Consider the following 13,896-nt stretch of genomic DNA (forward strand, 5'->3'; position numbering starts at 1 on the left):
CTCATGACGAACCTCGACGCCGCCCGCTCGCTCGCCGCCCAGGAGACCGGCCTGGCCACGGTGGCGGTCGCACGCCCGGACGGCACGGTGCACGCCTCGGTGGTCAACGCCGGCTTCCTCGACGATCCGGTGTCCGGGCGTCCCGCCGTCGCCTTCGTGACCCCGGGCGGGACGAAGAAGCTGGAGCTGCTGCGTGCTCGCGGCACCGCGACGGTGCTGTTCCGGCGCGGCTGGAGCTGGGCGGCGGTGCAGGGCCCGGCCCGGCTCCTCGGCCCGGACGATGCGGACCCGGACTTCGATCCGGCCGGGCTGCCGAAGCTGCTGCGCGACATCTTCACCGCGGCCGGCGGCACCCACGACGACTGGGACACCTACGACCGCGTCATGGCGCGGGAACGGCGGTGCGCGGTGCTCGTCGAGGCGAAGCGGATCACCGGCAGCGCCTGAGCGCCGCTACTTCTTCTTGCCCTTGTCCCCCGACGGCTCGTCGGTGGACAACGCGGCCACGAAGGCTTCCTGCGGAACCTCGACCCGGCCGATGTTCTTCATCCGCTTCTTGCCTTCCTTCTGCTTCTCCAGCAGCTTCCGCTTGCGCGAGATGTCCCCGCCGTAGCACTTGGACAGCACGTCCTTGCGCATCGCGCGGATCGTTTCGCGGGCGATGATCCGCGAGCCGACGGCCGCCTGGATCGGCACCTCGAACTGCTGCCGCGGGATCAGCTCACGCAGCCGCCCGGCCATTTTGTTGCCGTAGGTGTAGGCCGCGTCCTTGTGCACGATCGCGGAGAAGGCGTCCACCGGCTCGCCCTGCAGGAGGATGTCGACCTTCACCAGGTCGGAGACCTGCGTGCCGGCCTCCTCGTAGTCCAGCGAGGCGTATCCGCGGGTGCGGGACTTCAGCGAGTCGAAGAAGTCGAAGATGATCTCCGCGAGCGGGATGTGGTAACGCAGCTCGACGCGCTCCTCGGACAGGTAGTCCATGCCGAGCAGGTTGCCCCGCTTGCTCTGGCACAGCTCCATGATCGCGCCGATGAACTCCGACGGCGCGATCACCGTGACCTTCGACAGCGGCTCGTGCACCTCGGCGATCTTCACGCCGGTCGGCCAGTCGGACGGGTTGGTGACGTGCACCTCGGTGCCGTCGTCCTGCACCACCCGGTACTCCACGTTCGGCGCGGTCGCGATCAGGTCCAGACCGAACTCGCGCTCGAGCCGGTCGCGGGTGATCTCCAGGTGCAGCAGGCCGAGGAAGCCGCAGCGGAACCCGAAGCCGAGCGCGACCGACGTCTCCGGCTCGAAAGTCAGGGCGGCGTCGTTGAGCTGAAGCTTCTCCAGTGCCTCGCGCAGCTCCGGGTAGTCCGAGCCGTCGACCGGGTAGAGACCGGAGAAGACCATCGGCTTCGGGTCGCGGTAACCGGCCAGCGGCTCGGTGGCGCCCTTGCGCTCGGAGGTGACGGTGTCCCCGACCCTGGACTGGCGGACGTCCTTCACACCGGTGATCAGGTAGCCCACCTCGCCCACGCCGAGGCCGGCGCTCGGCTTGGGCTCGGGCGAGATGATGCCGACCTCGAGCAGCTCGTGCGTCGCGCCGGTGGACATCATCCGGATCCGCTCGCGCGGGGTGATCCGGCCGTCCACGACGCGGATGTAGGTGACGACGCCGCGGTAGGTGTCGTAGACCGAGTCGAAGATCATCGCGCGGGCCGGTGCGTCCGCGGCACCCACCGGCGGCGGCACCTGCCGGACGACCTCGTCGAGCAGCTCGGTCACGCCGGCGCCCGTCTTCGCGGAGACGCGCAGCACCTCCGACGGGTCGCAGCCGATGATGTGCGCCAGCTCGGCGGCGTACTTGTCGGGGTCGGCCGCGGGCAGGTCGATCTTGTTCAGGACCGGGATGATGTGCAGGTCCTTCTCGAGCGCCAGGTACAGGTTGGCCAGGGTCTGGGCCTCGATGCCCTGGGCCGCGTCGACCAGCAGGATCGCGCCCTCGCACGCCTCCAGGGCCCGGGAGACCTCGTAGGTGAAGTCCACGTGGCCGGGCGTGTCGATGAGGTGCAGGACGTGGTCGCGGCCGTCGAGGCGCCACGGCAGCCGCACGTTCTGGGCCTTGATCGTGATGCCGCGCTCGCGCTCGATGTCCATCCGGTCGAGGTACTGCGCGCGCATGGCCCGCTCCTCGACCACGCCGGTGAGCTGCAGCATCCGGTCGGCCAGGGTCGACTTGCCGTGGTCGATGTGCGCGATGATGCAGAAGTTCCGGATCTGCTCCGGCGGCGTGAAGGTCTGGTCGGCGAACGTGCTCACTCGGGTCCTCGGCTCGTCGTGGGGTACGCCTCCATGTTCCCATGCCCGATTTCCGGGTCATCCCCGATGCCGGTGAGCGGTGCCGAGTGCTGACCTGGAGGTATGAGCACAACGATCGAAGAGATCCGCGACCGGGCCTTCGGCCACCCGCGGGGGCTGCTGGGCCGCCTGGGCGGGATGGTGATGGCGTACGGCAACGGCGCGACGGAACGCCACGTGGTGGATGTGGCCAGGCTCACGGCGGCGGAGACGGTGCTGGTGGTGGGGCCGGGACCGGGGGTCGGGCTGCAGCTGGCCGGTCAGCGTGCCCGCGTCGCGATCGGGGTGGACCCGTCGCCGGAGATGCGAGCGCTCGCCGAGGCCCGATGCGCGGCGGAGGTGTCCGCGGGGCGCGTGCGGCTGGCGGCCGGGTCGGCCGGGCGGACCGGCCTGGACCCGGCCGCCGTGGACGTCGTGCTGAGCGTGAACAACGTCGAGTTGTGGCCCGACCGCGCCGACGGGTTCGCCGAGCTGCTGCGGGTGCTGCGCCCCGGTGGCCGGCTGGTGCTCTCCGCGCACGAGAAGTGGCTGCCCGTGCCGCGGCACGCGCTCGCGGCGGAACTCACCGAGGCGGGCTTCACGGACCTGCAGACCTGGGTGTGGCAGCCCCCCGGCCTCACCGCGCCACTGGCAGCGCAGTTCCGCGCCCGCCGCCCGGAGTAGCGCCAACGCCCCCGCCCCGGCCTGACAACCACTTCCACACCGCACACGTCCTGCGACCTCGGATCCCGCGGTCACCGCCGCACATGCGACGCTCCGCGGCACGAGCCCGCGCCGCTCGTCCCCCAGCCGGCGGCCCGAGCCCCACGCCCCGCACGGAGGGACATCCACCCCCGCCGAGAACGAGGTTCCGGCCTCCGTGCCCATGTCCTCAGCGCCGCTTGCGCGGTGGGCGGCGAGGGTCACTGCGGGCGGATGTCCGTCCGCAGTGGATGATCCGGCGGGATCTCCACCAGCACGATCGTCGTCCCGTCCGGGTCGGAGATGTGAGCCTCGTCCAGGCCCCACGGCTCGCGGCGAGCCTCGCGGTCGGGCCGCACGCCCCGCTCGGCCAGCTCGGCCAGCGTGGCCTGGAGGTCGCGAACCTGGAACCACAGCTCGACGTCGGGACTGGTGCCCTTCTCGCCGCGGCCGACGACCTCCAGGTACCCCTGACCGGTGAAGAAGACGGTGCCTCCGGGGAACGTGCGGTAGATCGCCAGGCCGAGCACATCGCGATAGAACGCCGTGGTCTTCTCCGGGTCGCGGGGGTGGATCAGCACCCGGCTGCTCAGCACGTCCATGTCTCCTGCCTACCCCAGCCGCTCAGGACGCCGCAATCGCGGCGATCCCGGCCAGGACGACCACGGAGCCGATCAGCCGGCGCGCCGGGTGCGGCTCGCGCAGCACGAGCCAGCCGGCCAGGCCGCCCAGGACGATGCTGACCTCCCGGGCCGGCGCGACCAGGCTGACCGGGGCCAGGCGCATGGCGTAGAGCACGAGCACGTAGGCGACCGGCGACAGCACCCCGACGAGCACGACCTCCCGCCGGTGCGCCCGCCACAGCACGCCGGTCTCGCCGCGGGAACGCAGGGCGGTGGGTGCGAGCAGCACGCTCTGCAGCACCGCGCCGGACGCGAAGTAGATCAGTGGCGGGACGGCGAGGGCGGTGACGGCGTGGTCGTCCCAGAGCGTGTAGGCGGCGATGGTGACGCCGGTGAGCAGCCCGTAGAGGACGCCGGCACGCCGGGCCCGCGCATCCGCCGCCGAACGTGACCCCAGCCCGATCACCAGCACCCCGGCCACGACCAGGAACGCCCCGGCGAGCCCGAGCCACCCCGGCCGCTCCCCGAGCAGGATGACGGCGGCGAGCACCGACAGCAGCGGCCCGCTCCCCCGGGCCAGCGGGTAGACGACGGACAGGTCACCGACGCGGTAACCGCGCTGCAGCACCACACCGTAGGCGATGTGGAAGATCGCGGTGAGCAGCGCAGCCGGCAACCATGTCCACTGTGGACGTGTGCCTCCCACCACGAGCGCGAGGACGGCGAGCGGGGCGCACACGACCGCGGAGACCGTGTAGTAGAGGAAGACGAACGGGGCGCCGGCGTCGACCCGCTTGGCCGCGAGGTTCCACCCGGCGTGCACGACGGCGGCGGTGAGGACGAACCCCAGCGCGGTGCCGTTCACGTGCCTCCTGTCCGACCGGTGCGAATGCCACCCTAGCGCCCTGCTAACCTTGACGGTCGTTGCCGTGTGGCATTCCGCCAGGGAGGAAACCCGCACGCCGGGGCCGGTACAGCGCGGCAGCGAAGCCCACCGACAGATCGAAGGAGCGCCTTCATGGCCAACATCAAGTCCCAGATCAAGCGCATCAAGACCAACGAGAAGGCGCGCCAGCGCAACCAGTCGGTCAAGTCCTCGGTGAAGACCGCGATCCGGAAGTTCCGCGAGGCCGCCGAGTCGGGCGACAAGGCCAAGGCCGTCGAGCTGCAGCAGGTCGCTGCTCGCGCCCTGGACAAGGCCGCCGGCAAGGGCGTCATCCACGCGAACCAGGCCGCGAACAAGAAGTCGGCCATGGCCAAGCGCGTCAACGAGCTCTGAGCTTGATCTCCTCGTGACGGGGCGGGCATCCGGCAGGGTGCCCGCCCCGTTCACGTTTCGCCCGCGCACCGGCGCACCGCCCGCCCAGCTCCGGGAGCCCGCCGTGGCCCACGCTCGCCCGGCCGGCGATCCGCCGGCCGGCCCGACTTGCCTGCATCAGCAGCGCCCCGCCCTCCGGCGCCCGTGCGGGCGGCGCCAAGACCAACCACAGCGACCACCCGGCGCCGGTCCCAGCGGCTCCCCGGGAAGGACGCCGGCAGGCCTCCCTGGACACGACACGAGCAGCGCCCACCGGGGCGCACGTCAGCGCCAGCCCCCAGCGCTCGTCGCGAGCGGATCCCGGCAAGGCCCGCCCCTGCTACCTGCCCCAGCACACGACACCAGCGGCTCCCGCACGCCCGGCCACAGTGCCCGGCGCAAGCGCCGCCCTCGATGCGCACCGCAGCACCCCCAGCGCACGTCGCGAGCAACCTGCCCCGCAGGCCGGTCATGGGGTTGATTCCCCAGCGCCCGGCGCCACTGATCGTCTGATCAGCGCTTGTCGCGGGCCGAGGCGAGTTCCAGGACGGCCCGTTCGAGGGCGTACGAGGGGTCCGCGGCCTGGCCCTTGACCTCGGCGTTCACTCGCGCCACCACGGCCATCGCCTCAGCGAGGCCGGCCTGCGTCCAGCCGCGGGACTGCCCCTGGGCCTTGCGGATCTTCCACGGCGGCATGCCCAGCTCGCCGGCCATCTGGTTCGGGTTGCCGCGGCCTGCCGCGGACACTCGCGCGATGGTGCGCACCGCGTCGGCGAGGGCGTCGGCGATCAGGACGTGCGCGACGCCGATCTGCAGCGCCCACCGCATCGCCTCCAGGGCCGCGCCACGCTCCCCCGCGACGGCCTTCTCGGCAACGGCGAAGCCGGTCACGTCCGCCCGGCCCCGGTGGTACCGGCGCACCGCTTCCTCGTCGACCCGGCCCCCGGAGTCCGCCACCAGCTGCGACGCGGCCGCGGCCAGCTCGCGCAGGTCCGACCCCACGGCATCGATCAGGGCCGCGACACCCGCGGGGTCGATCTTGCCCCCGGCCTGCCGGACCTCGTTGCGGACGAACGACTCCCGGTCCGCCGGCCGGGTGATTTTCGGGCACTCGGTGACCTCGGCTCCCGCCTTGCGCAGGGCCGCCGGCAGGGCCTTGGCGGCCTTGCTGCGGCCGCCGCCGGTGTGGACGACGACGAGGACGACCCCGTCGGCCGGCATTTTCGCGTACGCGAGCACCGCGTCGGCCAGTTCCTGACCGATGTCCTGCGCACCGTCGAGCACGATCACCCGGCCTTCGCTGAACAGCGACGGGCTGACCAGCTCGGCCAGGGCGGGTGGCGTCACGTCGGGCGCGCGGACCTTCGTCAGCTCGGCCGTCGGGTCGTCCCGGCGGGCCTGCTCCAGCACGTTCCGGACGGCTCGCTCGACGAGCAGCTCCTCCTCGCCGAGGACGAGCTGCAGGGGGGCGGACGTGGTTGCCGACGCGGTCACGTCCCGAATCCTGCCACGAGCCACCGACAGCTCCGGAGCGTGATGAAACCCGCAGGGGCATGGCGTGGCCGGAGCGGCGTGCCGTATGTTGTGATCCAGGCATCGCCCGAGGGCGACAGCCACCACAACCGAATACCGCTCATCCAGAGGGGCAGAGGGAACGGCCCGACGAAGCCCCGGCAACCGGCGTCAGCCTGTCATCTCGATTCCGCGAGGTAGCTGGCGATCACGGTGCCAATTCCGGCCCGCGTCAGCGGGACAGATGAGGAAAGGAACCTCGCGATGACCGCAGCCCTCGATTCGACCACCACCCGCCGCACCGTCGACCTCGGCCCGGCCGTGGAACTGGTCTCCAAGGAAGAGGGCCACCGCCAGCCGCTCGCCCCGGAGTTCGTCTCCGCCGAGGACTTCTCGCCGCTCGAGGTTGCCTACGACTTCGGCCGTGTGCGCCGCGAGGACATCCAGGCCGGCCCGCGCAACATCTGGCGCTACAAGAAGCTGCTCCCGGTGCCCTCGAACGTCGAGGAGATCCCGAACACCGAGCCGGGCTGTACCAGGCTGGTGAAGGCCGACCGGCTCGCGAAGGCTCTCGGCGTGAAGAGCCTCTGGGTCAAGGACGACACCGGCAACCCCACCCACTCGTTCAAGGACCGGGTCGTCGCCGTCGCCCTCGCCGCCGCCCGCGAGTTCGGGTTCGACACCCTGGCCTGCCCGTCCACCGGCAACCTGGCCAACGCTGTCGCCGCGGCCGCGGCCCGCGCCGGATGGCAGTCCGTCGTGCTGATCCCGTCCTCGCTCGAGCGCGCGAAGGTCCTGACCACCGCGGTTTACGACGGCAACCTCGTCGCGGTCGACGGCAACTACGACGACGTCAACCGCCTGGCCACCGAGCTCGCTGCCGAGCACGAGAACTGGGCGTTCGTGAACGTCAACGTGCGCCCCTACTACTCCGAGGGCTCGAAGACGCTGGCCTACGAGGTCGCCGAGCAGCTCGGCTGGCGGATCCCGCAGCAGATCGTCGTGCCGATCGCCTCGGGCTCGCAGCTGACCAAGGTGGACAAGGGTTTCCGCGAGTTCGCCAAGCTCGGCCTGGTCGACGACACCCCGTACAAGGTTTTCGGTGCCCAGGCGGCCGGCTGCTCGCCGGTCTCCACGGCCTTCCGCAACGGTCACGACGTGGTCCAGCCGGTGAAGCCGGACACCATCGCCCGCTCCCTGGCGATCGGCAACCCGGCCGACGGCCCCTACGTGCTCGACACGGTCCGCCGCACCGGCGGCGCGATCGAGGACGTGACCGACGCCGAGGTCGTCGAGGGCATCCGCCTGCTGGCCCGCACCGAGGGCATCTTCACCGAGACCGCCGGTGGGGTCACCGTCGCGACGGCGAAGAAGCTCATCGAGGCCGGCAAGATCGACCCGGACGCCGAGACCGTCCTCCTGATTACCGGCGATGGCCTGAAGACCCTGGACGCGATCGAGAACGAGGTCGGGCCGAAGGCGACGGTCCCGCCGTCGGCGGCGGCCGTGCACGAGGCTCTCGGTCTCTGATCACGGTTCACCTCACTTTCCCCGGCGCACCACGGCGGGGCCGGACTGATCGGGGATCACCGCGGTGTCGCCGTCGGTGTCCGTACGGGCGACGAGCGCGCCGTCCGCGGTCAGGGTGTCGAGTGTCGTGCGGTTCGGGTGGCCGTAGCGGTTGCCCGAACCCACGCTGACCAGCGCCAGCCGCGCGGACACCGCGGCGAGGAACTGCGGCAGTGAAAACCTGCTGCCGTGGTGCGGGACCTTGATGACGTCGGCGCGCAAGTCCGCGCCCGAGGCGAGCAGGTCGGCCTGTGCGGCCAATTCCACGTCACCTGTCAGCAGCACACGGCCCGCCGGTGTGCCCGCGCGCAGTACGACCGAGCCGTTGTTGATCTGTGTTCCGTCGTCGTCCTCCTCTTCGGACACGTATCCGGGCCCCAGTACCTCCAGGGTCAGCGCGGGCCACTCCAGCCGCCGTCCCGGTTCCAGTTCGAGCAGGGGGACACGGTGGCGCATCGCGATCTGGCCGACTTGCCGCCACGCCCAGTCCGGCTGCCGGCCGGGCCCGACCGCGACCGCCCCCACCGTTCGGCCCTCGAACACCGAGTCCAGCCCGCCGATGTGGTCGGCGTGCAGGTGGCTCAACATCACCAGCGGCACCCGCTCGATCCCGAGCCGGTCCAGGCACCGGTCCACCGGGCCCGGTTCCGGACCGGCGTCCACCACGACCGCTCGTCCCGGTTCCCCGGTAGCCAGCACGAGCGCGTCCCCCTGACCGACGTCACACGCGACGACCGTCCAGCGCGCCGGCGGCCACCCGGGTGCGATGACCTTGCCCGGCACGACGATGAGCAGCGCGCCGACCAGGATCAACGCCAGCAGCACCCGCAGGCCCCGCCTACGCAGGGCCAGCACCACAGCGGTCGCGACCACCAAGGCCAGCAAGCCGCCCCACCAGCCGCCGGGCCACGGCAATACCGCTCCGGGCACCTCCGACGCCCGACGCGCGACGACGATCAGCCATCCCGCCTCCGGACCCGCCAGACGCGCAACCACCTCACCGCCGGAGGGCCACACGACGGCGGCGACCGTCGCGAGCACCCCGAACACGGTCGCGGGAGCGACCACGGGCGCGGCGAGCACGTTCGCCGCCACACTGACCACGCTCAGCTGCCCGGCCATGCCGGCCACCACCGGCGCGGTCACCACGAACGCCGCCGCCGGGATCGCGAGCCCTTCGGCGACGCCCGGCGGAACTCCCCGGCGCTGGAGGACTTCCGCCCACCACGGCGCCAGCAGCACGAGCCCGGCCGTCGCGATCACCGACAACGCGAAGCCGAAACTCACGGCCATCGCCGGATCCCAGGCCACGAGCGCCCCCGTGGCCGCGGCCAGCGCCGGCACGACCGACCGCTCCCGACCCAGCGCCAGTGCCAGGAGCGCGATCGCGCCCATTACCGCGGCACGCAGGACGCTCGGCTCCCCACCCGCCAGGACGACGAACCCGGCAAGAGCCACTCCGGCCAATCCGGCCGACAGCCGTGGCCCGGCCCGCAGCAGCCGCAACAGCAGCAGGACAGCGCCGCAGACGATCGCGACATTCGACCCGCTGACCGCCATCAGGTGGGTCAGCCCGGCGTCGGTGAACTCCCGGTCGAGTCGTTCGGACAACCCGCTCGTGTCGCCGACGACCAGCCCCGGCACCAACCCCGCCTGCTCCTCCGGCAGCACGTGGCAGGCTCGCCGGAGAGCTTCCCGCATCGCCTCCGCGCCCCGCTGCCACCACGGTGCCTCCGTCGGACCGGAAGGCGGCCCGCGGACGTAGACCGCGGCGACCGTCAGGTCCGCGTCGCGTGGAGGAGCGAGTTCCCCACGTGCGGTGATCTCCTGGCCGGGGAGGACCTGACGCCAGGAGTCGAAAGGCGCGAGGAGCGCCACCCGGCCCACCGACACCACCGGTTGAGCACCACGTTCCGCGTGCAGAACTTCGGCCGCGACGACCGCTGACCGTGGTCCCGCCTGCTGGTCGGCGTATCCGGCCGAGCGGATCGGCGCGGGACGTTCCCTGATCAGCACTCGCAGGGTCACCTCGGTGCCGTGCTCCGCGAGCCCGCGCAACGGATCGTGCTCCGCCCGGTTCAGGCGCAAGCTCAGCGGCCCCACCAGCAGGAGACCGGCCACGAGCAACGCCACGCCGCCCGACCACCAGGGTGACGCGGCCGGGCGCAGCTTGGCCAGGAGCGCCCCGGAGACCAGCACGGCCGCGACACCGCAAGCGAGGGCGGCCCACCACGTCCACAACAGCCCGAGCAACGCTCCGAGCCACAGCGCCACGGCCGCCGGGACCAGCCGGAAGTCGTGCCGGACCGCGGATTCGGCGATCACGAGACCGTCACCTGGTCCCGGAGGCGGGACAGCCGTGTCTCGCCGATGCCTTCGACCTCACGCAACTGGTCGACCGACCGGAACGCCCCGTGCTTGGTACGCCAGTCGACGATGCGTTGGGCGGTGACCTCGCCGACGCCGGGCAGCGCGTCGAGTTGCTCCGCGGTCGCCGTGTTCAGGTCGACGAGAGCCGGCGTGCCTCCCGCCGCGGCCGGCTGCTGCGCGCCGGGCGGCGGCGGGACTCCGACGTAGATCTGCTCGCCGTCGGTGAGCTTGCGGGCGAGGTTCAGCGCCGAGACGTCGGCACCCTCGGTCGCACCACCGGCGGCCCGAACCGCGTCCGCGACGCGTGCACCGCCGGGCACGGTGACCAGACCGGGAGTGCGCACCTTGCCGACCACGCTGATCACCAACGAGCTGTCGGCCACCCGGCTGGCGGACGCCGAGACCGGTGCGGGCCGGTCCGGCGCCGCGGGCAACACCGGCGCGCGTTCGACGGACGGGCTGCCGCCGAGGAGCACGATCGAGGTGCCGACGAGGACCAGGACCGCGACCACGGCGAGGAGGACCGTGGTGAGGCGACGGCGATGCGGGCTGCCGGTCAGCGCGGCCGGCACCCAGCGCTCGACCAGCCGCCCGACCGCGCCTGGTGGCCCGGTGTCACGGTCGGCGGCCTGACCGGCGAGCTGCTCGAGCCGGCGGTTGACGGGAACGCCCGGCGATTCCGGGCCTGATCGTTCGAACACGCATTCGACGCTAGGGGGAGCGGGGAGACGGGAGAAGCGGGAATCGTGGGGGCTGTGGACAAGTGGGGGTCTGTGGACAAGTGCCGCGTTCTGCCGCGGTGGCACCGCATCCTGTCGGCGCGATGTGGCAGGGTGAAAGGTTTCGGGCGCGGCTGCGGGAACCCTCGCGCTGCAAGGGAAATTCAGCGACCGAGCGGGTTCCGTTGCACCACGACACCGAGCACGCCGGGGCCGGTGTGCGCACCGACAACCGCGCCGAGTTCGGACACCACGCAGCCGTCCACGACGTTCAGCCGTTCCTCCAGGCGGTTGGCCAGTTCCACCGCGCGCTGCGGGGAGGCGAGGTGGTGCACAGCCACCTCCACCGGCTCCCCGCCGGCCGCCTGTTCGGCCAGTTCCACCAGGCGCGCCATGGCGCGGTTCATCGTCCGCACCTTCTCCAGCGGCTTGATCCGCCCGTCGTCCAGGTGCAGCACCGGTTTCATGGCCAGTGCGGTACCCAGCAGGGCGGCCGCGGCGCCGATGCGCCCCCCGCGACGCAGGTACTCCAGCGTCTCGACCACGAAGAGCGTCTCCGAGCAGTGCACCGCCGCCGTCGCCGCCGCTTCGACCTCCGCCGCTGACGCCCCGGCCGACGCCGCCCGCGCCGCGTGCAGCGCCGCGAACCCCAGGCCCATCGCCGTCCCGCGGGAGTCGACCACGCGGACCAGGTCCGGCCCCACCTCCTGCGCTGCCAGGACAGCCGACTCCCAGGTGCCCGAGATTTCGCTCGACAGGTGGATCGACACCACCGAATCAGCGCCCGCCTCCAGCGCTTCCCGGAACACCGCGGCGAACGCGCTCGGGGTCGGCCGGGACGTCGTGACGATCCGGCGCTGGCTGAGCGCCTCCGCGAGCGCCGCCGGCCCCACCTCCACGCCGTCCAGGGCCGCGACACCGTCGATCAGGACGTGCAGCGGGACGACGCGCAGCGCGTAGCGGTCGGCGAAGCCCTCGGGCAGATGGGCGGTGGAATCCGTGATGACGGCGACCGGCACGACCGTCAGCCTACGTGCCGGCCGGCGGCTCGACGGGAGCCAGGAGCGGCGCGACCAACGCGGCCATCGCCTTGCCCACCAGTGCGTGCCCCTCCCAGCCCCAGTGCATGCCGTCGGGGTTCCCGCGACCGCTCAGGACGTGCTCCCCCACCACTTCGGCGAGGTTCAGCACCGGCACCTCCACCCGCCGTGACCAGGACGCGATGGCCGCAGCGGTCTCCGCGCGCCCGGTGTGCACGTTGCCGTAGGACGACGCCCGGTGCACGCTCGGCAGGACGGCGACGATCGGCAGCTCCGGCCGCAGGATCCGCAACGCGTACACCGCCCGATCGAGGTAGTGCACCGTCAGCTTGGCCGGCAGCACCCGCGGCCGTCCGCGCAACGCGACCGCCAGCCGCGGCTGAGCCGCCAGATACGCGCTCCGGACCCTGCGACGGAGACCGGCCGGCCGCAGGTACCGCAGCCCGCCCCGCAGATAGGTCGGCAGCGGCGACGGCAGCGTGTCCATGCTCCCGACGGCCAGCACCACGACGTCGGCGTGTTTCAGGTCGGCCCACACCCGCGGGTCGCCGATCATCGCCCACCACGCGTCGCGCGCGGTCCAGCCCGCGGACGCGACGAGGTCCGCGGTGCCGCCGAGCGCCGCGGCAGCGACGTTCGGCCACAACCGCGGCTCGTCGGCCGCGCACGGACTCTCCGGGCCCTGGAAACTCAGCGAGTCCCCGAAGACCAGCAGCCTCGGCATCTCAGCCGAGCATTCCGGCGTTGTAGGCGTACAGCCGCCAGCGCCCGTCACGCAGGCCCAGCTCGACCCAGTGGCAGTTGCCGATGCCACCCAGCTGGGGCCACGCCTCCACGGGCAGTGCCAGCAGTTTGCCGGTCAGGGCCGTGATCAGCCCGCCGTGCGCGGCCAGCAGCACCGTCTCACCCGCAGCCGCATCGGCCAGCAGGTCGCCGACCACCTCCGCCGCGCGCTCCGCCACGTCCACCCGGGACTCCCCGCCGGGCGGGGCCCAGGTCGCATCGAGGCGCCAGAGCGCGCGGTCGCCGGGCCACCCCTGGTCGACCTCATCGCCGGTCAGCCCCTGCCAGTCACCCAGATGGGTTTCCCGCAGTCGCTTGTCGATCCGCAACGGCACCCCGATCGCCTCGGTGAGCACGGTCGCGGTGTCCATGGCGCGGTGCAGGTCCGACGAGATGACGAGGTCGGGCTCGAACCGCGCCAGCGCGGGCGCGGCGAACCGGGCTTGGTTCCAGCCCACCTCGGTCAGCGCCGAGTCCAGGTGGCCCTGCATGCGGCCCGCCGCGTTGTAGTCGGTCTCCCCGTGGCGCCACAGCACGAGGCGACGCAAACTCACGAGGCGTCCCCCGCCTCGACGGCCTCGGCCAGTCCGTCGATCTCGATCCGCGGGCAGTCCTTCCAGAGCCGCTCGATGCCGTAGAAGGAGCGCTCCTCGTCGTGCTGGACGTGCACCACGACGTCCACGAAGTCGAGCAGCACCCAGCGGCCCTCGCGGGCGCCCTCACGGCGGACCGGCTTGTACCCCGCCTCGCGCAGCTTCTCCTCGACGTTGTCGACGATGGCGCCCACCTGGCGCTCGTTGGGCGCCGAGGCGATGACGAACACGTCGGTGATCACCAGCTGTTCGGAGACGTCCAGCACCACCACGTCGGTGGCCTTCTTGTCCGCGGCGGCGTAAGCCGCCACGGTCGCGATGTCTCGTGCCTGGGACGTCGCTGCCACTCCTGTGCTCCCTCATCCT

The 13,896-nt window shown here is 72.3% G+C and carries 14 protein-coding genes and 1 riboswitch; of the genes, 4 read left to right on the plus strand and 10 right to left on the minus strand.

What is annotated here, in order from left to right; genetic code table 11:
• Positions 1–3 precede the first annotated feature (3 nt).
• Positions 4–447: a pyridoxamine 5'-phosphate oxidase family protein gene (locus FHX45_RS07970; protein ID WP_167098115.1), complete on the plus strand. Its 444-nt coding sequence runs from the start codon at positions 4–6 to the stop codon at positions 445–447.
• Positions 448–453: 6 nt separating this feature from the next.
• Here the strand turns inward: FHX45_RS07970 and lepA are convergent, their stop codons facing one another.
• A complete protein-coding gene (gene lepA / locus FHX45_RS07975) occupies positions 454–2,304 on the minus strand; it encodes a translation elongation factor 4 (protein ID WP_167098117.1) in 1,851 nt (616 codons plus the stop codon).
• Positions 2,305–2,406: 102 nt separating this feature from the next.
• Here lepA and FHX45_RS07980 point away from each other — a divergent pair, with 102 nt between their 5' ends.
• Positions 2,407–3,006 carry a class I SAM-dependent methyltransferase gene (locus FHX45_RS07980; protein ID WP_167098120.1) on the plus strand — a complete coding sequence of 200 codons (600 nt, stop codon included), beginning with the start codon at positions 2,407–2,409 and terminating at the stop codon, positions 3,004–3,006.
• Positions 3,007–3,245: 239 nt separating this feature from the next.
• Here FHX45_RS07980 and FHX45_RS07985 read toward each other — a convergent pair whose 3' ends face one another.
• Both FHX45_RS07985 and FHX45_RS07990 read right to left on the minus strand, forming a co-directional pair.
• The gene (locus FHX45_RS07985; RefSeq protein WP_167098123.1) at positions 3,246–3,626 is read right to left on the minus strand and encodes a VOC family protein; all 381 of its coding nucleotides are present in this window, start codon (positions 3,624–3,626) and stop codon (positions 3,246–3,248) included.
• A gap of 22 nt (positions 3,627–3,648) precedes the next feature.
• Positions 3,649–4,512, minus strand: coding sequence for an EamA family transporter (locus tag FHX45_RS07990; protein WP_167098126.1), 864 nt, complete (start codon positions 4,510–4,512; stop codon positions 3,649–3,651).
• Positions 4,513–4,665: 153 nt separating this feature from the next.
• On the opposite strand from FHX45_RS07990, the gene rpsT reads away from it, so the two are divergent.
• Complete coding sequence (gene rpsT / locus FHX45_RS07995; protein ID WP_167098129.1) at positions 4,666–4,926, plus strand: 30S ribosomal protein S20; 261 nt, start codon at positions 4,666–4,668, stop codon at positions 4,924–4,926.
• Positions 4,927–5,457: 531 nt separating this feature from the next.
• Here the strand turns inward: rpsT and holA are convergent.
• On the minus strand, positions 5,458–6,438 hold the full coding sequence (gene holA / locus FHX45_RS08000; protein ID WP_167098132.1) for a DNA polymerase III subunit delta: 981 nt from the start codon (positions 6,436–6,438) through the stop codon (positions 5,458–5,460).
• A gap of 136 nt (positions 6,439–6,574) precedes the next feature.
• A riboswitch (SAM riboswitch) is annotated at positions 6,575–6,707 on the plus strand.
• Positions 6,708–6,720: 13 nt separating this feature from the next.
• Between holA and thrC the strand changes: the two genes are divergently transcribed.
• Complete coding sequence (thrC, locus tag FHX45_RS08005; protein ID WP_167098135.1) at positions 6,721–7,986, plus strand: threonine synthase; 1,266 nt, start codon at positions 6,721–6,723, stop codon at positions 7,984–7,986.
• 12 nt (positions 7,987–7,998) lie between these two features.
• Here thrC and FHX45_RS08010 read toward each other — a convergent pair whose 3' ends face one another.
• From FHX45_RS08010 to rsfS, 6 genes are all read right to left on the minus strand, one after another.
• Positions 7,999–10,350 carry a ComEC/Rec2 family competence protein gene (locus tag FHX45_RS08010; RefSeq protein WP_167098138.1) on the minus strand — a complete coding sequence of 784 codons (2,352 nt, stop codon included), beginning with the start codon at positions 10,348–10,350 and terminating at the stop codon, positions 7,999–8,001.
• Positions 10,347–11,096, minus strand: a complete 750-nt coding sequence (locus FHX45_RS08015; RefSeq protein WP_167098141.1) for a helix-hairpin-helix domain-containing protein — start codon at positions 11,094–11,096, stop codon at positions 10,347–10,349. The genes FHX45_RS08010 and FHX45_RS08015 overlap by 4 nt, the downstream gene beginning before the upstream one ends.
• Before the next feature lie 182 nt (positions 11,097–11,278).
• Positions 11,279–12,133, minus strand: coding sequence for a DegV family protein (locus FHX45_RS08020; protein ID WP_167098144.1), 855 nt, complete (start codon positions 12,131–12,133; stop codon positions 11,279–11,281).
• 10 nt (positions 12,134–12,143) lie between these two features.
• Positions 12,144–12,878 (minus strand): diglucosylglycerate octanoyltransferase, encoded by a 735-nt coding sequence (octT, locus tag FHX45_RS08025; RefSeq protein WP_167098146.1) that lies wholly within the window; start codon positions 12,876–12,878, stop codon positions 12,144–12,146.
• A 1-nt stretch (position 12,879) separates the two neighbouring features.
• A complete protein-coding gene (locus FHX45_RS08030) occupies positions 12,880–13,491 on the minus strand; it encodes a histidine phosphatase family protein (RefSeq protein ID WP_167098148.1) in 612 nt (203 codons plus the stop codon).
• A complete protein-coding gene (gene rsfS / locus FHX45_RS08035) occupies positions 13,488–13,877 on the minus strand; it encodes a ribosome silencing factor (protein WP_167098150.1) in 390 nt (129 codons plus the stop codon). Before rsfS ends, FHX45_RS08030 begins: the two co-directional genes overlap by 4 nt.
• Positions 13,878–13,896 lie beyond the last annotated feature (19 nt).

It is taken from the genome of Amycolatopsis granulosa, assembly GCF_011758745.1.
Lineage (GTDB): Bacteria > Actinomycetota > Actinomycetes > Mycobacteriales > Pseudonocardiaceae > Amycolatopsis_E > Amycolatopsis_E granulosa.